Origin of the sequence: Bacillus sp. V3-13, assembly GCF_002860165.1 — a bacterium.
Classification (GTDB): Bacteria; Bacillota; Bacilli; order Bacillales; family Cytobacillaceae; genus Bacillus_BJ.
Genome location: NZ_PGUZ01000017.1, coordinates 69,550 through 88,758, shown reverse-complemented (window position 1 = coordinate 88,758; position 19,209 = coordinate 69,550). Strand labels below are relative to the sequence as shown.

20 protein-coding genes are annotated in these 19,209 nt (G+C 44.5%); 4 read left to right on the top strand and 16 right to left on the bottom strand.

Annotated elements, in window-relative coordinates; all coding sequences use genetic code 11:
* Positions 1 to 222 precede the first annotated feature (222 nt).
* Entirely contained in the window at positions 223 to 357 is a 135-nt protein-coding gene (locus CU633_RS07480) for a YqzM family protein (RefSeq protein ID WP_101659102.1), read from the top strand.
* A 94-nt stretch (positions 358 to 451) separates the two neighbouring features.
* Here CU633_RS07480 and CU633_RS07475 read toward each other — a convergent pair whose 3' ends face one another.
* The 3 genes from CU633_RS07475 to CU633_RS07465 all read right to left on the bottom strand — a co-directional run bounded on the left by CU633_RS07475 (position 452) and on the right by CU633_RS07465 (position 4,137).
* Entirely contained in the window at positions 452 to 2,779 is a 2,328-nt protein-coding gene (locus CU633_RS07475; RefSeq protein ID WP_101659101.1) for a DNA internalization-related competence protein ComEC/Rec2, read from the bottom strand.
* A gap of 95 nt (positions 2,780 to 2,874) precedes the next feature.
* Positions 2,875 to 3,429 (bottom strand): ComE operon protein 2, encoded by a 555-nt coding sequence (locus CU633_RS07470; protein ID WP_101659100.1) that lies wholly within the window; start codon positions 3,427 to 3,429, stop codon positions 2,875 to 2,877.
* A gap of 96 nt (positions 3,430 to 3,525) precedes the next feature.
* Complete coding sequence (locus CU633_RS07465; protein WP_101659099.1) at positions 3,526 to 4,137, bottom strand: helix-hairpin-helix domain-containing protein; 612 nt, start codon at positions 4,135 to 4,137, stop codon at positions 3,526 to 3,528.
* A gap of 88 nt (positions 4,138 to 4,225) precedes the next feature.
* Between CU633_RS07465 and comER the strand changes: the two genes are divergently transcribed.
* Positions 4,226 to 5,056 carry a late competence protein ComER gene (gene comER, locus CU633_RS07460; protein ID WP_101659098.1) on the top strand — a complete coding sequence of 277 codons (831 nt, stop codon included), beginning with the start codon at positions 4,226 to 4,228 and terminating at the stop codon, positions 5,054 to 5,056.
* Positions 5,057 to 5,156: 100 nt separating this feature from the next.
* Here the strand turns inward: comER and CU633_RS07455 are convergent, their stop codons facing one another.
* The 8 genes from CU633_RS07455 to CU633_RS07420 form a co-directional block, all read right to left on the bottom strand.
* Positions 5,157 to 5,903 carry a class I SAM-dependent DNA methyltransferase gene (locus tag CU633_RS07455; protein WP_101659097.1) on the bottom strand — a complete coding sequence of 249 codons (747 nt, stop codon included), beginning with the start codon at positions 5,901 to 5,903 and terminating at the stop codon, positions 5,157 to 5,159.
* Positions 5,900 to 6,256, bottom strand: coding sequence for a ribosome silencing factor (gene rsfS, locus CU633_RS07450; protein ID WP_101659096.1), 357 nt, complete (start codon positions 6,254 to 6,256; stop codon positions 5,900 to 5,902). Before rsfS ends, CU633_RS07455 begins: the two co-directional genes overlap by 4 nt.
* Positions 6,249 to 6,827, bottom strand: coding sequence for a bis(5'-nucleosyl)-tetraphosphatase (symmetrical) YqeK (gene yqeK / locus CU633_RS07445; protein ID WP_101659095.1), 579 nt, complete (start codon positions 6,825 to 6,827; stop codon positions 6,249 to 6,251). The genes rsfS and yqeK overlap by 8 nt, the downstream gene beginning before the upstream one ends.
* Positions 6,817 to 7,383, bottom strand: coding sequence for a nicotinate-nucleotide adenylyltransferase (locus CU633_RS07440; RefSeq protein WP_101659094.1), 567 nt, complete (start codon positions 7,381 to 7,383; stop codon positions 6,817 to 6,819). The genes yqeK and CU633_RS07440 overlap by 11 nt, the downstream gene beginning before the upstream one ends.
* A gap of 43 nt (positions 7,384 to 7,426) precedes the next feature.
* Positions 7,427 to 7,717 carry a ribosome assembly RNA-binding protein YhbY gene (yhbY, locus tag CU633_RS07435; protein ID WP_101659093.1) on the bottom strand — a complete coding sequence of 97 codons (291 nt, stop codon included), beginning with the start codon at positions 7,715 to 7,717 and terminating at the stop codon, positions 7,427 to 7,429.
* Positions 7,711 to 8,550, bottom strand: coding sequence for a shikimate dehydrogenase (aroE, locus tag CU633_RS07430; protein WP_101659092.1), 840 nt, complete (start codon positions 8,548 to 8,550; stop codon positions 7,711 to 7,713). Before aroE ends, yhbY begins: the two co-directional genes overlap by 7 nt.
* Before the next feature lie 133 nt (positions 8,551 to 8,683).
* Positions 8,684 to 9,790, bottom strand: coding sequence for a ribosome biogenesis GTPase YqeH (yqeH, locus tag CU633_RS07425; protein ID WP_101659091.1), 1,107 nt, complete (start codon positions 9,788 to 9,790; stop codon positions 8,684 to 8,686).
* A gap of 3 nt (positions 9,791 to 9,793) precedes the next feature.
* Positions 9,794 to 10,309 (bottom strand): YqeG family HAD IIIA-type phosphatase, encoded by a 516-nt coding sequence (locus CU633_RS07420; RefSeq protein ID WP_101659090.1) that lies wholly within the window; start codon positions 10,307 to 10,309, stop codon positions 9,794 to 9,796.
* Between the two features lie 532 nt (positions 10,310 to 10,841).
* Here CU633_RS07420 and CU633_RS07415 point away from each other — a divergent pair.
* Positions 10,842 to 10,982: a sporulation histidine kinase inhibitor Sda gene (locus CU633_RS07415; protein WP_101659132.1), complete on the top strand. Its 141-nt coding sequence runs from the start codon at positions 10,842 to 10,844 to the stop codon at positions 10,980 to 10,982.
* An 89-nt stretch (positions 10,983 to 11,071) separates the two neighbouring features.
* Here the strand turns inward: CU633_RS07415 and CU633_RS07410 are convergent, their stop codons facing one another.
* Entirely contained in the window at positions 11,072 to 11,860 is a 789-nt protein-coding gene (locus tag CU633_RS07410) for a phosphatidylserine decarboxylase (protein ID WP_101659089.1), read from the bottom strand.
* 182 nt (positions 11,861 to 12,042) lie between these two features.
* On the opposite strand from CU633_RS07410, the gene pssA reads away from it, so the two are divergent.
* Positions 12,043 to 12,582: a CDP-diacylglycerol--serine O-phosphatidyltransferase gene (gene pssA / locus CU633_RS07405; RefSeq protein ID WP_101659088.1), complete on the top strand. Its 540-nt coding sequence runs from the start codon at positions 12,043 to 12,045 to the stop codon at positions 12,580 to 12,582.
* 173 nt (positions 12,583 to 12,755) lie between these two features.
* Here pssA and narI read toward each other — a convergent pair whose 3' ends face one another.
* The 4 genes from narI to CU633_RS07385 are packed head-to-tail and all read right to left on the bottom strand — an operon-like array spanning position 12,756 to position 19,180.
* Entirely contained in the window at positions 12,756 to 13,448 is a 693-nt protein-coding gene (gene narI / locus CU633_RS07400) for a respiratory nitrate reductase subunit gamma (RefSeq protein ID WP_101659087.1), read from the bottom strand.
* A 6-nt stretch (positions 13,449 to 13,454) separates the two neighbouring features.
* Complete coding sequence (gene narJ / locus CU633_RS07395) at positions 13,455 to 14,027, bottom strand: nitrate reductase molybdenum cofactor assembly chaperone (protein ID WP_180954907.1); 573 nt, start codon at positions 14,025 to 14,027, stop codon at positions 13,455 to 13,457.
* Positions 13,993 to 15,501 carry a nitrate reductase subunit beta gene (gene narH, locus CU633_RS07390; protein WP_101659085.1) on the bottom strand — a complete coding sequence of 503 codons (1,509 nt, stop codon included), beginning with the start codon at positions 15,499 to 15,501 and terminating at the stop codon, positions 13,993 to 13,995. Before narH ends, narJ begins: the two co-directional genes overlap by 35 nt.
* Entirely contained in the window at positions 15,491 to 19,180 is a 3,690-nt protein-coding gene (locus CU633_RS07385; RefSeq protein WP_101659084.1) for a nitrate reductase subunit alpha, read from the bottom strand. Before CU633_RS07385 ends, narH begins: the two co-directional genes overlap by 11 nt.
* Between the last annotated feature and the right edge of the window lie 29 nt (positions 19,181 to 19,209).

Here is a 19,209-nt window from a genome sequence, read left to right as displayed (position 1 = left end):
ACGTCTCTTGCCTGCGCCAATTCCCCATCTATAATCAACGCCATTTTATAAGGCCTAGGATACTTATAAAATGGCGGTATTTCTTTGTGGGTATCATTATTTTGGCTCATAAAAAGAGAACTATTTGTGTCAACTCTTGTCATTAAAGGAAAAGCGCGTTCCGGGTGCTGGATTTTTTTTTATAGTTCGCGTATACTAGAAAGGAAATAGGAGGGGTAGACTGTGAATGAATTTGAAAAAAACGTCCAAAGCAAGCGTAATGATGCCGTTGACTCCGGCGTAGGATTCGTTGTTTCTTTCGGATTTTTTGCAACGATGTTTATTATTGCAACAGTCATAAAATTGATCGGTTCTTAAGTTTCGGATGCTACATTACATAATGAAAAATTATGGAGACTGCATGTTATGCAGTCTCTTTTCGTTTAATCAGGGTGACTGTTATTGATATATTCTATGGAAGTACGCTTGAAAAGGTTCCCGAATTTCCTCTAAAAGTATAGGTGATCGCTCCTTGTTGATCTGTCCGGAAAATTTTAATGTTCCTGCCCTCCAGTCTTGATACTACTTCAGCATGGGGATGCCCGAAGCGGTTCTTCCTTCCTGCTGAAATGATCGCAGCCTTTGGCTGCAATTGGTTAATGAAGGGGGCCGATGTTGAGGTTTTGCTGCCATGATGTCCGGCTTTTAACACGTCGGCATGCAAATCAGGATACTTTCTTAAAAGCAATTCTTCCCCCTCCGCTTCCAAATCGCCTGTAAAAAGCCAGTCCAATCCGCCAATATGCGCCCGGATCACAATTGATGAGTTGTTTCTCTCAAATGGCGCGGCCGGGTCGGGGGAAATAATCTGAAAAGCCGCAGTCCCCTTGCTCCAGCCCATCCCCTCTGTTGCCATCTTGATGGACACTTTCTTTTTCACAGCAGCGGCGATCACTTGCCTCTCCAATTCGGCTCGATCCGGCGCCCGCGGCATTAAAATCTCCGCTACCTTTATGTCTTCAATAAGCGACAGCACCCCGCCAATATGATCTGCATCTCCGTGAGTGAGGACCAGCTTGTCAATTTGGCGGATTCCTTTGCTTTTTAAAAACGGAACAAGAACATCGCGGCCAACTTCAAAAGGTTCTTTCCTTCGCCGCCACTTTTCCGTTTCCCCGAACCGGACTGTCCCGCCGGTATCAATCAAGTACGTTCCGCGGTCGTTGGGCAAAATGATTAATGTACTGTCTCCCTGGCCGACATCAATAAAGGTAACTTCCCCGGTTGGGGAGAGATAGTGATACAGGCCATGAACCGTTAATGGAATGATGATAAGCCATATAATCCTGCTTAGCTGCCTTCTGTCCGATAATTTTTCCCACAGAAAAAAGAATGTGAAAATCGCAACCAGATAAAAAAGCAACAGCAACAAGGATGGCCTCCCCAATGTAAAAGTGGCTAAAGGAATGGATGAGAGGAAATTGGCGAGCTGGTCGGCAGTTTCAATCAACAGGTTCAAAAGGAACAATAGCGGAGCGGCCAGTTTTGCCGACAGCAAATGAAGGATGAAGACAATCAACGTTAGCGGGAGCATGATCGCTGAAAAAAACGGGACAAACAGCACATTTGCGAACAGTGAAATAAGTGAAAACTCATAAAAATGATAGAGCAAAATCGGCAAAGACCCAAGCTGCGCGACAAAAGAGACAGCGACAAGCTGGGTGATCGGATCGCGAAATCGGCTCAAAATGCGGGATGAAGCAACAAGAAAAAAACTGACAAAAAAGGAAAGCTGAAATCCGGCATTATAAATGGTAAAGGGGGAAATAGCCAAGTAGATTATAAACGCGAGGCTGATGGCGTCTGCGGGAGCGACTTTGTAGTTGCCCTTCATTTTCATGGTGGCAAGGACTATCAAAAGCATTAAACATGAGCGATTGACAGATGGCGAAGCGCCGGTCAAAACCGCGTAAACAGGCAAAAACACAAATAAAGCAGTTATCATCTTTTCCCTCGTAATACCAGCACGCAAGCCGCAAATAAAAATCATCCCGGTTAAAAGTGCGACATGGAGGCCTGAAATGGCGAGCAGGTGAATAACCCCTGCTTCCTGGTAATTGTTCAACGTGTCCGGATTGTATAAATTGCGATCTCCAAAAATGAGGGCTGCGGACACTTGTGCAGTGGCTTCAGGAAAATGCTTTTCTATATAAGCGGTTCCTTTCTGGCGGATCCTTTGCAGGAATGAAAGAGGGGTCGGTTTTAATCTCACACACGATTGAAAATCGATTTTTTCTGCTTCAAACGTCCAGAAGATGCCTTTTCTGTTGAGAAAATCGCGATAATTAAAGGCATTTAAATTGGTTGGCAATGGGGGTTCGCTGAGCTCTCCATAAGCGGTGCATTTCGTGCCGGGCGTGATGTTCGCCAGAATGAATTTCTGCTCCTGTTCTGCAGCAATATAATACCTGAGGGCGATTTTTTCCTGACGCCCGCTTACTTCAGCATTCGCCTGAAATAGATCGCCATCCACCTTCGTTTCCTGGTTAAAAATGAACTGGAACCGTTTTTCATGTCCATTTATCGATGTTTCAGTTTGGAGAACGGCCATCTTGCCGGCTGCGATGAATATAACAAACAGAAGACAAGCGGCACTAATCTGGGGAGGACGAAAGTTTTTCCGTTTAACTAAAAACAAGCTAAAAGCTGCCATCAGCGAAGTAAACAGAAAAAGGTTTTCAAATGCAGCAAGAAGGCCAAGTAAAGAAGCCGGGCTCAAATAAATAAGTTTACCTTTCATTCGCATTTCCTTTCTTTTAACTATCACCCTGATGCAGGCAAAACAACCTTGCTGTACACAGGCAAGGCTGTGATACCATTGGAAAAAATGTCTGGTTATGTCCGGTCTTTGATAAGATTTCTGGCGCGTTCATAAAAATTCCGGACAACATCCTGATCGGCTCCGCTCTCTTCAAGCTCCCGCAATAACTGATCGATCAGGTCGTTATCAACCGATTGTCTGCTCTTATATTCCACCTTCTCAACTTTGACGCCTGCTTTCGCAAAGAGTTCGACCGCATAAGGGTGGTTTTTATAATCCTCCGCATAAAATACCGTTTTAATTCCCGCCTGGATGATCGCTTTACAGCATTGCAGGCATGGAAAATGGGTGACATAAATATCTGCACCGGCAGTCGGAACCCCGAACTTTGCGCATTGCAAAAGAGCGTTCATTTCCGCATGTATAGTCCTGACGCAATGGTTATCAATCACATAGCATCCTTCATCGATGCAATGGTCCCCGCCGGCAATCGAACCGTTATATCCTCCCGCGATAATCCGCTTATCCCTGACAATCGTCGCACCGACGGTCAGTCGTGTACATGTGCTTCTAAGTGCCAGCAAATGGCTTTGCGCCAAAAAATATTCGTTCCAGGAAATACGCTCCATCTTCATGTTCCCCTCGCTTTTAAATAGTCATGTCAGTTTCGGGCTTGGTCTCCATAAGTTTAAATCGTTTCATGAAAGTTGGTCAATGACATTCTGCTATTTCACGATAATTTTGTCCTTTAACTTTTCAAACGTTTTTTCGCCAATCCCGCTGATTGATTTTAAGTCATCCACCGTTTTGAAAGCTCCATTCGTTTCCCGGTATTCAATGATTGCGGCCGACTTCGAGGGGCCGATCCCCGGCAACGTTTCGAGCGCGGCCGGATCAGCCGTATTAATATTTACCAGTTCAGTATCATTCCCGGTTGCTTCGTCAGCTGGAGAAGCTCCTCCAACGGCACGCGCTTCCTCGCCGATGGCCGGTATATAAACCATCATCTCGTCTGTTACCTGCTTGGCAAAATTGACAGCAGCCTGATCGGCTTCCGGGGTAAGTCCACCCGCCTTTTCGATTAAATCAATGACCCGCTCACCCGCTTCGGTTTCATATACTCCTGGATGGATGACTTGCCCTTTTATGTCTGCCATGATCGTTTTCGGTTCTTCCTCCGCCTGTTCAGGAGCCGGCTTTTCCCCTGTGTCCCACTGCTCTAAATCGGTTACTGCGCCCTCTTCTTTTGCCGGTTCGTTAAAATAAAAAATAGCCGCTGCTGAAAAAACTGCCAGTGCGATTATCACATATTTGTACCTGTTAAGAATTTCCTTCACGATAAATCATTCCTTTCTTTTTGGAATAAACGGTCAGTTGCTTCATATCCTTTTATGAGAAATCCGGCTTAATAGGAGGAATGCAGCTATGAGGGTTGGCATCATTGGTACTGGAAATATGGGGAGAATTCTTGCAGAGGCTATGATTGAAGGAAAAGCCGTTGCCCCTGCTTCCATGACGATTACAAATCGAACAAAATCAAAAGCTTTGGACATTCAAGCGAAATTTAAAGATATAACCGTCACAGATCAACCGGGCGAGACTGCACATATGTCCGATTTAATCTTCATCTGTGTAAAGCCCCATGATATCCGTCCGGTTCTGAGCGAGATTGACCCGCACTTGACTGCTGACAAGTGCGTCGTTTCAATCACCAGCCCGATCAGCACGGAACAATTGGAACAGGCTGTTTCCTGTTCGGTGGCGAGAGTTATTCCAAGTATTACAAACCGGGCTCTTGCAGGAGTATCGCTTGTTACTTTCGGTGAGCGGTGTGACAACAGATGGAAGGACGAGATCTGGAATTTGTTTTGTTCCATTTCTGTCCCGGTCGAAATCGAAGAAAACATCACAAGGGTAGCATCCGATATCGTCAGCTGCGGCCCGGCTTTTTTCAGCTATCTCGTTCAAAGGTTTATCAACGCGGCGGAAAAAGAGACAGAGATTGACAGGGAGACAGCGACAAAGCTGGCCAGTGAGATGCTGATCGGTCTGGGGGAACTGTTAAAAAAGGACATTTTTACGCTGCCTGCGCTCCAGGAAAAAGTGTGCGTGAAAGGCGGAATAACCGGCGAGGGGATTAAAATCCTTGAGAGCGAGCTTGGGGATGTCTTCGAACACGTTTTCGAGGCTACTCATGAAAAATTCCGTGAGGATTTAAAGGGGATCGAAAAGCAATTTCCTTCGCAAATAAATTAATTCTCTTTTCCGTGAAAAAAATCCTTCCTAAATCTAAAAAAAGCTTGCAAAGAAATCATATTCTTTACAAGCTGGCTTGCTGGCGAAAACGCCAGCTTTTTTATTGTTTACGTGCCATAAAAAAAATTCTTTCCGAATGATCGTTCGGCTCTTCATCTTCAAAATCAGCGAGTATTTCAAGCACATCAAAGCCCGCCTCCTGCAGCCACCGCTCATATTCAGAAATCAGGAAAGTGCGCTGTTTGTGGTATTCCTGAAAGCGGTCATACTTGCCGCTCCGTTCATCAAGCACGAAAAAAGTTAAATCATGCTCGACACTGTTTGGGAAGCCGCCGGGAAAACAGTTCCAAATATACGAAATTTTTTCTTCATCGACAGCAAACGTTTGATTTATAAAAATTTGCGTCACTTTATAGACAGAATGGACATCAAAAAGAAAAAGCCCGCCTTTTTTCAGCTGGCTATGCACGCTCCTGAAAGTGTCTTTTACATCCTGCTCCGTTTCCAGGTAATTCAACGAATCACAGAAGATGCCGGCAACGTCCACTTCATTAAAACCGGTCACCTCCGTCATGTTTTGCTGATAAAAACCAATAGCGAGCCGGTTTTCCGCTGCTTTTGCTTCAGCAACCGCGAGCATATCCGCTGACAAATCCACACCCGAAACGCTAAACCCTGCCTTCGCCAACCGAATGGAAAGCTGACCCGTTCCACAGGCCAGATCAAGCAGCTGCTTCCCATCGACAGCGTACTTTTCCGTTTTTTCCTTTAAGAGATCAACCCATTTATCGTAAGGAACATCCTTCATCAGTTCATCGTACAAATAAGCGAATTTCCCGTATGTCATAAATTGAGCTCGCTTTGCACGTTTTCAAGCGGTGCGTCGCCCCATAGCCGTTCCAAATTGTAATAGCTTCGCTCATCGCGATGGAAAATATGGGCGACCACATCGCCGAGGTCAACGAGCACCCATTTTGCTTCATCAAAGCCCTCCATCCTCTTGACGGAATGGCCCAGTTCTTCAACCTTCTCCTTCATCTCCCGGGCAATCGCCTGAACCTGCTTATCAGAATTTCCGTGGCAAATGATAAAATAGTCGGCGACAAGCGAAACTCCCTTCATGTTCAGGACCACAATATCTTCCGCCCCTTTATCGTCCGCTGCCTTTACGGCTGTTACTAAAACTTCCCGTTCATTCATTCAGATTAATCCTCCTCTTTGTTACTAAATCGTTATAAGTGATTAATGTTTGCGGGTATACAGGCTGGTTTTTTTTGAGTAAAAAAACAATCGAATTTTGCACAGAGCGGACAAGCGCTTGTTCAAGATCTGTTTCTGCCAGCTCCCTGACCTCATCAACTCCGGGAAATTGCCGTCCTGGTTCGATATAGTCAGCTAAATAGATAATCTTTTCGAGCAGCGTCATTCCCGCCCGTCCTGATGTATGGTAGCGAATGGCATCGAGAATTTCGGGATCGGTTATGCCGGCTTCCTTCTCGACAAGAAAAGCACCAACGGGGGCGTGCCAAAGCTCACTGCTGTATTCCAATAAGTCAGCGGGCATTTTTTCGGCGATAATAATTTGTTTCATCTCATCCTTTGGCCGGAACTTTGCATAATCATGGAAGATCGCGGCCAGTTCGGCCTTTTTCAGATCGGCACCATACTTCCATGCCAACTGGACTGCCGTTTCCATCACACCGATCGTATGCTTATAGCGGTGCTCGGTCAATTGTATTTTCACAAGCTCAAGAGCTTTATTACGTTCCATATAAGTTATTCTCCTCAATATAATTCCTTACCGGGTCAGGCAATAAATACCTGACTGTTTTGCCTTCCCGCAGCCGCTCTCTCAACATGCTGGATGAAACACCCATTTCAGGTACTTCAACATAGGTGATCGGAAACGGGGTGTGATGGCTATAGGAAGGACGCTTAACTCCGACAAACTCGACCATTTCCATCAACTCATCGATTCGATGCCAGTTCGGCAAATATTCAATCATATCTGCCCCAATCAGAAAATAAAAGCTTATGTTGTTATATTTATTTTTTAATAATTGCATCGTCTCAATCGTATAAGACCGGCCTTCCCTTGTTAATTCCAGCGGTTCGATCCGAAATCGGGGATGGTCCTCAATTGCCAGCTCCAGCATTCTGAAACGGTGCCCACTCTGGACTTTGGCTTTATCCTTGTGGGGTGGATCCTGATTAGGCATAAACCAGATCTCTTCCAGATTCAAAGCTTCCAGCACCTCATTTGCTATCAGCAAATGACCGTAATGGGGCGGATCAAATGTACCGCCAAGAATACCGATTTTTCGCAAAATGAGAACCTCCCTTTGATCGCATTACCTAAAGCCGTCCTTCTTATGGAAGGGTTAGCTGCTTGTTTTCCATTGATTCCTTATAGAGAACAATTATATTCCCGATGATTTGGACCAGTTCTGCCCCGGTCCCTGATACTAGCTTTTCCGCGACAGTATCCCTGTCTTCTTCACTGTTTTGCAAAATACTTATTTTAATCAATTCCCTGGCTTCAAGCGCTTCGGCAATTTGTTTGACCATGTTTTCGTTTACGCCGCCTTTGCCTACTTGAAAGATCGGGTTTAAATGATGGGCTTTCGACCTTAAAAAACGTTTTTGTTTCCCGGTTAGCATGGATTTCCTCCCAATTGTTTCGTTACATTGATTTTCATTCTTGCAGTATCCGGCATGATGCCGGTCCATTTTTGAAAGGCAAGCGCCCCCTGGTAGACGAACATGTCGATCCCGTTCTGGATAATGGCGCCTTTCTCTTTAGCTTCCCGCAAAAGCTTTGTTTCAAGCGGATTATAAATAATATCACTGACTAAAGCGTCCCGATTAAGGTTTTCAAGCGAAAGGGGCGAAAAATCGGTTGCCGGTTCCATTCCGATCAGCGTTGTTTGAATAAGCAGAGTATATTGATTGAGCTTTTCCTCCGCTTCCTTTATCGACAATATCTCCGTGTTCACGGAGAAGGGACAGCTTTTTTTTAGCTCAACGGCTTTTTCAACAGTCCGGTTGCATATATCGATCATGTTGATGCCTTCCTTTGCAAGCGCGTAATAAATCGCTTTTGCTGCCCCGCCAGCTCCGACAATCAGGACTCTTTGGCCCGGAAGCGGCTGCACAAGCATTCTTAATCCTTTGACAAAGCCGGGTCCATCCGTATTATAGCCTGTTAACTTCCCATTGCGGTTGACGACCGTATTTACGGCCCCGATCGCTTCAGCAAGGGGGTCAATTTCATCCAGCCATTTCATGATTTCACCTTTATGGGGAACCGTCACATTAAACCCCGCAACGCCGATCGTCTTCAACGCGTTTACAGCATCCTCCAATTGCTCCTTTTGAATATGGAAAGGATGGTAATGAGCATCAATCTGGTAAAATTGAAATAAATCATTGTGCATAATCGGTGACATCGAATGGGCAATCGGATCACCAATTACCCCGTACAATTTCTTCAAATCCTCTCTCCCCCCAGAAACACGTTAACTCCTTGGCCACATTACCAAGTACAAAGGAAAATACCTGTTTTGGGCCCTATGGTAACGGCAAGCTTCTTTTTATAAGACGAATCATGAAAAGCATAAGTGTTTACTATATTAACGACTTCCGCAGCATAACATGAACTCCGCGTGGAACATAGGCAGCCACCTTTGCGCCGGGATCATTCACTGTTACCCAGCCGAGCCCGGAAAAAACGATATCCGTTTTCGCTTCTTTTATTGTAAATTCATGCCTGACGAGTTCCGGAAAAGTATCCAGCTGCTCCTTGCGCGGCGGGAACAGCATTTCCCCGGCGTGATCTTCGTAGAGGGCGTCAGCTTTTTCCGTTTTCGTGCGGTGGATATTTAGATCGTTGGACAAGTAACAAACGATTGACCTCCGGCCCCCGCTAATATAATCAAATCGGGCCAGTCCGCCGAAGAACAGTGTTTGCCCTTCATTTAACTGATAAATCTTTGCTTTTATTTCCTTCTTCGGGGTGATGAGTTTTAAATCGCGTTTATCTACAAAATGCGCCATTTGATGATGGTTGATGATCCCGGGTGTATCAATGATTGCCTTTTCGTCTGACAGCGGTATTTTAATGATATCAAGAGTGGTTCCCGGAAAATGGGAAGTCGTAATGACATCCCCCTCGCCTGTAACCTCCTTGATAATCCGGTTAATAAATGTTGATTTGCCAACATTGGTACAGCCGACAACATAGACATCCTTACCCTGTCTAAATTCCTCAATCGCAGCTGCGGTTTCTTTAATAAAATGCCCTTTTGCGGCGCTTACTAAAAATACTTCTTCCGCCTTTAAACCCAGCTGCTTCGCCTCATGCTTCATCCAATGCACAAGCTTGCCGCGCTTAACCGATTTTGGAAGGAGATCAGCCTTATTTCCGACGAGCAAAATCTTATTTTGACCGACAAAACGGTGCAGGCCCGGGAGCCAGCTGCCGTTAAAGTCGAAAATATCGACAATTTTAACAATCAGCGCATCGGTTTTGCCGATTTCATTGAGAATCTTGAGGAAATCATCATCCGTTAAGCTGACGTCCTGGACCTCGTTATAGTGTTTTAAGCGAAAGCAGCGCTGACAGATAATCGTTTCCTTTTCTAACGCCGACTGCGGGGCGTACCCTAATTCCCCGGGATTGTCAGTCTGGATTTTTATCCCGCAGCCAATGCAGGTAAAATATTGGTCATTCACTCATTAATCCTCCCAATTAAGCATTCCTTTTTTTCGAAACCATTTCAGGATTCTCCGTTCTATCTGCCGGTTAAACCTTGTCATAAAACCGTCTGTTTTTGCAACAGGTACAACCAAAATCGTATGAAATCCGTTCCTGTTTCCACCGAGAACATCAGTTAAGAGCTGGTCGCCAATCACAACGGTTTCGTATTTCTCAAGCCCCATTTGCACGAGCGCCTTTTTAAAAGCCCGTCCCATCGGTTTTCGCGCTTGAAATATAAACGGAATCCCGAGCGGCTCTGAAAAAGACTTTACCCTCAATTCAATATTATTGGACACGATCGTCACGAGAATCCCACTTCTCCTCATCCCTTCAAACCATTCGATTAATTTAGGGGTGGCATGGGGCCGGTCCCACTCAACGAGAGTGTTATCAAGGTCTGTAATAATTCCTTTGATACCCTTCTCTTTCAAACTTTCAGGAGTAACTTCAAAAATATTTTTTACATGCTGATCTGGCAAGAAATGCTTTAACACGCTTGTTCCACCTCTTAATGTTTATGCTTCTATCCCGCTTGGACGGTAGCTGCTTTATAATGTTATCATCATAACCAATTTTACCCGCTCTTTCAAAACATTCCTGTCGTTTCTCCAGAAACATGTTTGATGTACGATTGTAAAGGACGATCTTATCAGGCAAGCAAGTTGTTTTAAAAAGACCGATAAGCACCAGGCTTGTTTTATTGTTGCGTAAGCGGCCTTTACCATAAATCCTTTTACGGAGGAGATTATTCGGTAAATGTGACAAAAAAAAGAAATTTTTCGACAACATCCGGCTGTTTCAACAATTGTGGATAACTTTATTCACAATTTACACATTGGTATATTTACTACTTTCCCATTTATAAACAAGATAATCACAGGTTATCCACTAAGATCTGTGGATAACAGGAACAGTTGTTCTGACCGTTTTATTTTGATAAAGTAAGGGTACAACACTAGAGCCTATCAGTATATGTTTATATATTTGAATTTAGAACAAAAAATTGAAATGGAGGTGAATGACTATATGAGAAAGCTGTCAGATGAATTATTGATTGAATCCTACTATAAAGCAAGAGAATTAAACTTAAGCCAAGATTTTATTTCTCTCATTGAAACAGAAATTCACCGGCGTTCCCTCTCCAATAAAGTCAAAGTTTCCGTATAACTGCCCTGGTCAGGGCTTTTTTCTTTTATGGCTCTGTCTGCCGGATCGCTCTGGTTTTTAAATCGAAAGCCCGCTAATTTGCTTCCGGCTTACAGGGAATCCGCGACAATGCCGATTTTTTCACCAACCTTGATCTCAACAGGCGTTTTTAATGAAGGATCAAGCTTGACGGAGCCTTTTTCAAATAATAAAACAACGGTTGAACCAAAAGTAAAATAGGCCATCTCTTGCCCTTTTGTTAAAAAATCGCCTTTATGGACCGGTTCAATCGAATTGACAAACATCGCGCCAACTTTGATAATGGCGAGATGGCCGCCGCCATGTTGCACCTCTGTAATCGTCCGGTAGTTTTTCGATAATGGATTTTTCCCGTATTTCAGGCCAAGACGGTTAACCGGATACGATTTTTTCCCCAATGTCCATTGCCCGGTAATCTTTCCGGAAACAGGACTGTGGATGCGGTGATAATGGCTCGGGCTTAAATAAAAGATCGCATAGGGTCCACCGTTGTATTTCAATAATGCTTGATCATTGCCAAGCATTTCTCTGGTTGAATAGACCTTTCCCTTCACCTCAATTTCATTTTCAGGACTGATGACCCCAATTTCTTCAATCACGGCATCAACCGGGCTTGTGATTGACGCTGCCCCGGGATCTGTCACCCGGCTGCCCTCTTTCAGCTTTCTTATAAAAAGCTCATGCAAAGTCGGATACTCTTTTACCGGCTTATCCATTTCATGCTCATTCAACCGGTAAACTCTGGCGAATGAAGGCACAAGAAGACGGCTCGCCTTTGAACGGGCAAAGCGTTTCAAAATTCCCGAAGTTACCCGGCCATTGGTGAGATCAATCAAGATGCGGTACATATTTTGGATCAATGGGCTTACCTCCTGAAGTGCTGAAATTCTCTTTACGTACAGGCATAACACAGCTTAAAATAAAATATTATTATAAAATATATGACGAAAAGCGGGCGGTTGGAAACAGGCTTAAACCCGCTTGTTCCCGGTGCATTGCTTAGTAAACAAGTTTATTCCCTTCCGTTTAAGGAGTGAGGAGCATGTTTTTGTTGGATGTTGTTGACCAGACAGTGAAAAAACTCAAGGCCCAAACGGCTAACGTATTAACTTTAGTGAACTTATCTTTAGGCGGTTTTGCAATTATCGTCGGTATAAATGGTAACTTAAAGTTGAGCTTGCTGCTGATCTTTATTGCTGCTTTAGCAGACCGCTTTGACGGCGCCGCTGCAAGAAGATTCAATATCGAATCAGAGCTCGGCAAGCAGCTGGACTCCATGAGTGATATTATATCATTCGGTGTGGCCCCGGCACTATTATTATACCAGGGAATCTTATTTGAATTTGGTGCTCCCGGTGCTTTCTTTACTGTTTTCTTCATCGGCTGCGGGGCATTCCGCCTCGCCAGGTTTAATATATCAGAAAACAACGGCTTTTTTACCGGGCTGCCGATCACAGCGGCAGGGTGCCTGATTACCTTAAGCTTTTTGGCGATTCCGTATTGGCCGCCGCACGCATTTATCATCATCATTATAATTCTGTCGTTTTTAATGGTCAGTTCCTTCAGGCTGAGAAAAGTGTAAACAGAAAAAAGGCTCCTGAACGGAGCCCTGCAAAACATACTAGGATTTTCGAATGACTGTATAGATTTATCTATACAGTTTTTTCGATACAATTAAAAAACAGCGGACAGCGCAGGAACACTTTTCCCTCATTCCAAGTTTTTAATAAAACGGAAAAGTTTTTTACATTTATTTTATTTGGAAAGCTTTAATCCTCCCCCTCTTTTCCGGTAGATGATATAGTTTCGTTTAAAGTATGCAAGTGGAACGCTCCAGACATGGACAAGACGGGTAAAAGGCCAGATTCCGATTAGGACAAACGAGATAAGAATATGAAGCTGGAATCCCATCGGTACCCCATTCATCCGAGAAGGATCAGGAGTAAAGGTAAGCAAGCCTCTAACCCACGGACTGATTGTTTCCCGATAATCAAAATCAGCATAAAGACGATTTCCGATTACCGTATTATAGATTCCGATCACGACAATCAGAAATATTAAGATGGACGTCACAATATCGCTTATGTCACTTGTTATACGTACCCGTTTATTCAAGAGGCGGCGGTTCAACAGTATGATGACCCCGAGAAGCGTCAAAACCCCGGCAAAACCCCCTCCATATACGGCTCCGGTATGATATAAAGCATCATTTATACCATAATTCTCCAATAAGGTTTTTGGAACCAGAAGTCCAACCACATGCCCGACAATTACCAGCAAGATCCCGAAATGGAATAGCATGCTTCCCCACTTTAAACTTTTTTTCTCCAGGAATTCACTGGACTTGGCAGTCCATGCAAGTTGGTCTGCATTAAAACGGTATAGATGGCCTATTACCGAAACCGCCAACATTAGATAAGGGAATATCACCCACAGGAATTGATCCATATTCTATCACCCCTTTCCTATTAAAGTGATTTTTTTCAATACATCACATCCGGACAAACAAGCATCAATCAAGTAGACATATGGTGAATTCAGATTATTTAACTCACTTTTCAATTTTTCGATTGGCTCCCGCATACTGGTTAATAAGTTGACGGATACTTGCAAAGGAGCGACGGCAGAAAACTCTAACACCAGAGGAAGATAATCAGAGAGCTCTTCATCCGTCATCAAAAACCCATGATTCCGGTACAATTCCTTTAGCTCAGCGAGAATCTGCCCCCGCTCTCGCTGATCACCTATTTTTAAGTAGGTTAAATAAAGGCTGCAAGCTGAATTAAAATCAAACAGGCTGACATATTGTTCCTTTAAATCATCTAATGATGATTCACCAATCATGTTAAGAAAAGCGATTAAAGGCTCTTTTATTTTAAGGTTTTCATACAAATTAGCTACTTCCATTAATTCCATCCATTGCAGCCATCTTTTTACCGGATACTGCAACAAATAAGAAATCATTCGAAATGCCTCGCGAACTTCTGTTTCGTCACTTGAAGATATGGAGTTCCTCGTTTTCTCCAACATAGCCACCTTCTTTACAAGTATTACAGTCAAAGTCATAACCAGTTGAACCTTGCTCTTTGTAAAGATTTGAAAAATGTTCTTTATGGGCAGTAGGAATAACAAACCTGTCTTCATACTTGGCAACTGCAAGCAATCGATACATTTCTTCCACTATATCCGCTGTCATGCCAATATTTTTTACAAGCGTATCGTTTGGAACCTTACCGACTGTTTTGGCTCTCATATAGTGACGCATAACAACCATTTTTTCGAACACTTTTTTTATCACTTCTGTATCCCCGGCACTCAATAAGTTTGCCAGGTATTCAAGCGGGATTCTCATTTGGCTAATTTCCGGGAACATCGCTTCCAATGAACCGTTGCTATCTTTCCCTTCAAAAAGGTTTGTAAACGGACTAAGTGGCGGTACGTACCAAACCATCGGCAGCGTCCGATATTCAGGATGGAGTGGTAATGCGATCTTATATTTGATCGCCAATTTATAAATCGGCGAGATACGTGCTGCGTCTAACCAATCATCAGAAATTCCGTCCTTCTTTGCCTGTTCAACCACTTTTGGATCATCAGGATTAAGGAATAAACTTAACTGCTGTCTGTATAGCTCTTTCTCATCATGAACCGAGGCAGCTTCTTTAACCCGATCTGCGTCATAAAGCAGAACACCGATATAACGAAGACGCCCCGTGCAGGTTTCTGAGCAAACAGTTGGGAGTCCAGCTTCAATTCTTGGGAAACAGAATGTGCATTTCTCTGCTTTTTGCGTCTCCCAATTGAAATAAACTTTCTTATAAGGACAGCCGGTCATACAATAGCGCCAGCCGCGGCACTGCTCCTGGTCTACTAATACAATTCCGTCTTCATCCCTTTTATAAATTGCACCCGATGGACACGATGCAACGCAGCCAGGGTTTAAGCAGTGTTCACAAATTCGGGGCAAATACATCATAAACGCTTGCTCAAATTCAAACTTTACCAATTTCTCCAATGTGCCGAGATTGGGATCCTTCGGTCCTGTAACGGGGGCTCCGGCCAAATCGTCTTCCCAATTCGGCCCCCATTCAAGCTCGATTCGTTCACCGGTTAAAAGTGATTTTGGCCGGGCAACAGGCTGGTGCTTCTTCTCGGGACTATTTGTCAGCTTTTCATAATCGTATGTCCACGGTTCATAATATTCATCAATCGTTGGCAGATCGGGGTTATAAAAAATTTTTCCAAGAGCAAGCTTATTCAGCTTGCTTCCGGATTTCAATTCCAGCTGGTTATTACTCACTGTCCAGCCGCCTTTATATTTTTCCTGATCTTCCCACTGGATTGGATATCCGACCCCAGGCTTTGTTTCAACATTATTAAACCACATATACTCCGCGCCGGAACGGTTCGTCCATGTATTTTTGCACGTAACACTGCATGTGTGACAGCCAATGCATTTGTCCAGATTCATCACCATCGCTACCTGTGCTTTAATCTTCAAGCCAAGGCACCTCCTTCATCTTGCGAACGGATACGTAAATGTCACGCTGGTTTCCGATCGGCCCATAGTAATTAAATCCATAGCTGAGCTGAGCGTAGCCGCCGATTATTTGTGTCGGCTTCACATGAATTTTCGTTGGGCTGTTATGAGATCCGCCGCGTTCACCGGTAATCGTTGTACCCGGTGTGTTAATGTGTTTATCCTGTGCATGGTACATATACAGTGTCCCGGTTGGCATCTTATGGCTTGTAACGGCTCTTGCGGCTACTACTCCATTCCTGTTATATACTTCAACCCAGTCATTATCATTTATTCCAGCCTTTTTGGCATCCTTATCACTCAACCATACATGTGGACCACCTCGAAAAAGGGTCAACATCATCAAGTTATCCTGATAAGTACTGTGCATATTCCATTTTCCATGAGGGGTTAAATAACGAAGCGTGATTTCCTTCTCTTGCCGATTTGGCAATCTGTCGCGCGCTGAAAAAACCATTTCCGGTAAAGTTGGCTTATAGATAGGAAAGCTTTCTCCGTATTCGATGATAATCTCATGGTCAAGATAGAAATGCTGCCTTCCGGTTAGTGTCCGAAATGGAACAAACCGTTCAATATTTGTGGTAAAAGCAGAGTATCGTCTGCTTCCTTTATTTGAGCCAGTAAAGATTGGTGTTGAGATCACTTGACGCGGCTGAACGGTTATATCCTGGAAGGTGTGATGTTCGGAAGCCCGGTCTTCCGCAATATCTTTTAGATTTAAACCCGTTTTTGCCTCCTCTGCAGCCCATGCCTTCATGGCGACTTTTCCATTTGTCGCACTGGATAAAGTCATCATCGCTTCCGCTGCTTGCCGTCCTGTTTCAAGTTTTGGTCTACTGCAAGAAACTCCTTTTTCAGCTATAATTCCGTTCATTTTTTTTAGCTGCTCGTATTGTTCTGTAACCGGGAAAGAAATCCCGTGAGCACCGACAGGATTTTTCTCGGCAAGTGGTCCGAGGGCAATGAATTTTTCGTATATTTGTTGATAGTCGCGCTCCACAAGAGTGAAACGCGGCATCGTGATTCCTGGTAAAGGCTCAACTTCCCCCGTTTTCCAGTCCCGTACTTTGCCGAAAGGTTGGGCAATCTCATCCGTTGAATCATGGAGCAGCGGGGTGGCCACTAAATCCGTTACGGCTGATGGAAAGTAATCCCTGGCCATTCCCGAAAAAGTCTTCGCAATTCCTTTAAAAGTGTCCCAGTCAGACTTTGCTTCCCATGGCGGATTAATAGCCGGATTAAACGGATGAATAAAAGGATGCATATCGGTACTGCTAATATCGTGTTTTTCATACCAGGTTGCTGCCGGTAAAACGATATCAGAATACAAGGCGTTACCCGCCATCCGGAAATCGACACTTACAAGAAGGTCAAGCTTCCCCTCAGCTGCCTTTTCGTTCCACTTTATTTCTTCCGGCTTCATCGAATTGTTTTCGTCGGACAATAACCCATTCGATGTACCAAGAAGATGCTTCAAGAAATATTCATGCCCTTTACCAGAGCTTGAGATTAAATTAGAACGCCAGACAAACAGATTTCTTGGAAAATTAACAGGATTGTCGGGATCTTCAATGGCGAATTCCATTTGACCTGTTTTTAATTCATTTACGGTGTAATCGACCACTTCTTCTGCTGTTTGCGCCCCTGCTTTTTTCGCATCTTCATATAATTGAAGAGAATTGCGATTAAATTGCGGATAGGATGGCAGCCAGCCTAAACGGGCAGCGAGAACATTATAATCAGCTGAATGCTGGTATCTTGCCTTTTTCACAAGCGGCGAGGCAAGTTCGTTCAGTGAGATTTCTTCATAACGCCACTGGTCCGTTGCAAAATAATAGAAAGAAGTGGCATTTTGCAGGCGGGGAGGCATTGACCAATCGCGGCCAAAAGCGATCGTTCCCCAGCCTTCAGGAACCCGGCATTTCTCCTGTCCAACATAATGGGCCCAGCCCCCGCCGTTCACTCCCTGTGAACCAGTAAGCAAAACGAGGTTTAAAATACTTCGATAGATGGTATCGCCGTTAAACCAATGATTGACACCGGCGCCCATGATAATCATCGAGCGGCCTTTTGTATCACTCGCATTTTGCGCAAATTCTCTTGCAATTTTCACAACCAGCTTCCGGTCAATACCTGTATATTTTTCCTGCCAGGCTGGCGTATAAGGCTTGTCATCATCGTAGCCTGACGGGTAGTCCCCCTCAAACTCCCTGTTCACTCCGTAGTGGGCAAGCATGAGATCAAATACTGTTGTGGCGTATGTTTGTTCCCCAGAGGCCGTTATCACTTTCCGTACCGGAACGGAACGGGAGATCGTGCGCTTTCCATCCCGGCCAAAGTAAGGAAACTCGATGGGAACTGTACCGTCTTCAATTCCATGTATGGTTAACTCCGGTTCAAATGAATTTCCTTCCTCATCGCTTTGCAGAAGGTTCCATTGTCCTTTATTTTCCCAGCGATGTCCGATACTTCCATTTGGAATGACTATTTTATTCGTCTTTTTATCGATAACTGCCGTTTTCCATTCTGCATGCGTGAAGGGCATTCCCAGATCACTTGCGGTTAAAAAGCGATCGGAAACGTAAGCTTCCCCATTCCGCTTCAACGTGATCAGGTATGGGAGATCTGTGTACTTTTGGGCATACTGATAAAAATAATCGGTTTTATTGTCGACATAAAACTCTTTTAAAATGACATGGGTCATCGCCTGGGCAAGGGCGGCATCTTCACCGGGGTTAACAGCGAGCCAGTCATCAGCAAATTTTACATTTTCCGCATAATCAGGACTGACAGTTACCACCTTTGTTCCTTTGTAGCGCACTTCAGTCATAAAATGAGCGTCGGGTGTTCTCGTCATCGGTACATTTGAGCCCCACATCATAATGTAACCCGCGTTATACCAATCACTGCTCTCCGGAACATCCGTTTGCTCTCCCCATATTTGCGGGGAGGCAGGGGGCAGATCGGCATACCAGTCGTAAAAACTAAGCATTGGTGCCCCAATCATCGATAAAAATCTGGCTCCCGCTGCATAGCTGACCATTGACATTGCCGGAATGGGAGTAAATCCGGCGATGCGATCGGGCCCGTATTTTTTGATGGTATATAGGAGGGAAGCTGAAATGATTTCATTGACTTCCTCCCAGGTCGACCGGACGAACCCGCCCTTCCCCCGGGCAGCCTTATACTGTTTTGCTTTGTCAGGATTCTCTACAATACTTTCCCATGCTTTGACCGGATCATTTTGCTGTTTAACTGCTTCCCGATATGATTTTAAAAGAACGCCACGAACATACGGGTATTTGACTCGAAGCGGACTGTATACATACCAGGAGAAGCTCGCTCCGCGCGGACAGCCCCGCGGTTCAAACTCTGGCATATCCGGTCCACAGCTCGGGTAGTCGGTCTGCTGGTTTTCCCATGTAATGATTCCATCTTTCACAAATACCTTCCAACTGCAAGAACCGGTACAGTTAACTCCATGTGTTGTGCGGACAACCTTATCATGCTGCCAGCGCTGGCGGTAAACTCTCTCCCAGTCCCGATCCTCTGCAGATAGTTGGCTCCAGCCTTCTGAATAAGTTTCGACGGGCCTAAAGTAGCGGAGCCTTTTAAATAAGCTTCCGGCCTTTGTTTTCATTTGGTTCTCCTTTCCAAATTCTGCGGCTT

What these genes read in the sequence shown, in the direction of transcription:
- CU633_RS07475 (WP_101659101.1), bottom strand. Translation starts at nt 2,779, where the DNA reads ATGAAAGGTAAACTTATTTATTTGAGCCCGGCTTCTTTACTTGGCCTT.
- CU633_RS07470 (WP_101659100.1), bottom strand. Translation starts at nt 3,429, where the DNA reads ATGGAGCGTATTTCCTGGAACGAATATTTTTTGGCGCAAAGCCATTTG.
- comER (WP_101659098.1), top strand. Translation starts at nt 4,226, where the DNA reads ATGAGGGTTGGCATCATTGGTACTGGAAATATGGGGAGAATTCTTGCA.
- CU633_RS07455 (WP_101659097.1), bottom strand. Translation starts at nt 5,903, where the DNA reads ATGACATACGGGAAATTCGCTTATTTGTACGATGAACTGATGAAGGAT.
- rsfS (WP_101659096.1), bottom strand. Translation starts at nt 6,256, where the DNA reads ATGAATGAACGGGAAGTTTTAGTAACAGCCGTAAAGGCAGCGGACGAT.
- yqeK (WP_101659095.1), bottom strand. Translation starts at nt 6,827, where the DNA reads ATGGAACGTAATAAAGCTCTTGAGCTTGTGAAAATACAATTGACCGAG.
- yhbY (WP_101659093.1), bottom strand. Translation starts at nt 7,717, where the DNA reads ATGCTAACCGGGAAACAAAAACGTTTTTTAAGGTCGAAAGCCCATCAT.
- CU633_RS07415 (WP_101659132.1), top strand. Translation starts at nt 10,842, where the DNA reads ATGAGAAAGCTGTCAGATGAATTATTGATTGAATCCTACTATAAAGCA.
- pssA (WP_101659088.1), top strand. Translation starts at nt 12,043, where the DNA reads ATGTTTTTGTTGGATGTTGTTGACCAGACAGTGAAAAAACTCAAGGCC.
- narI (WP_101659087.1), bottom strand. Translation starts at nt 13,448, where the DNA reads ATGGATCAATTCCTGTGGGTGATATTCCCTTATCTAATGTTGGCGGTT.
- CU633_RS07385 (WP_101659084.1), bottom strand. Translation starts at nt 19,180, where the DNA reads ATGAAAACAAAGGCCGGAAGCTTATTTAAAAGGCTCCGCTACTTTAGG.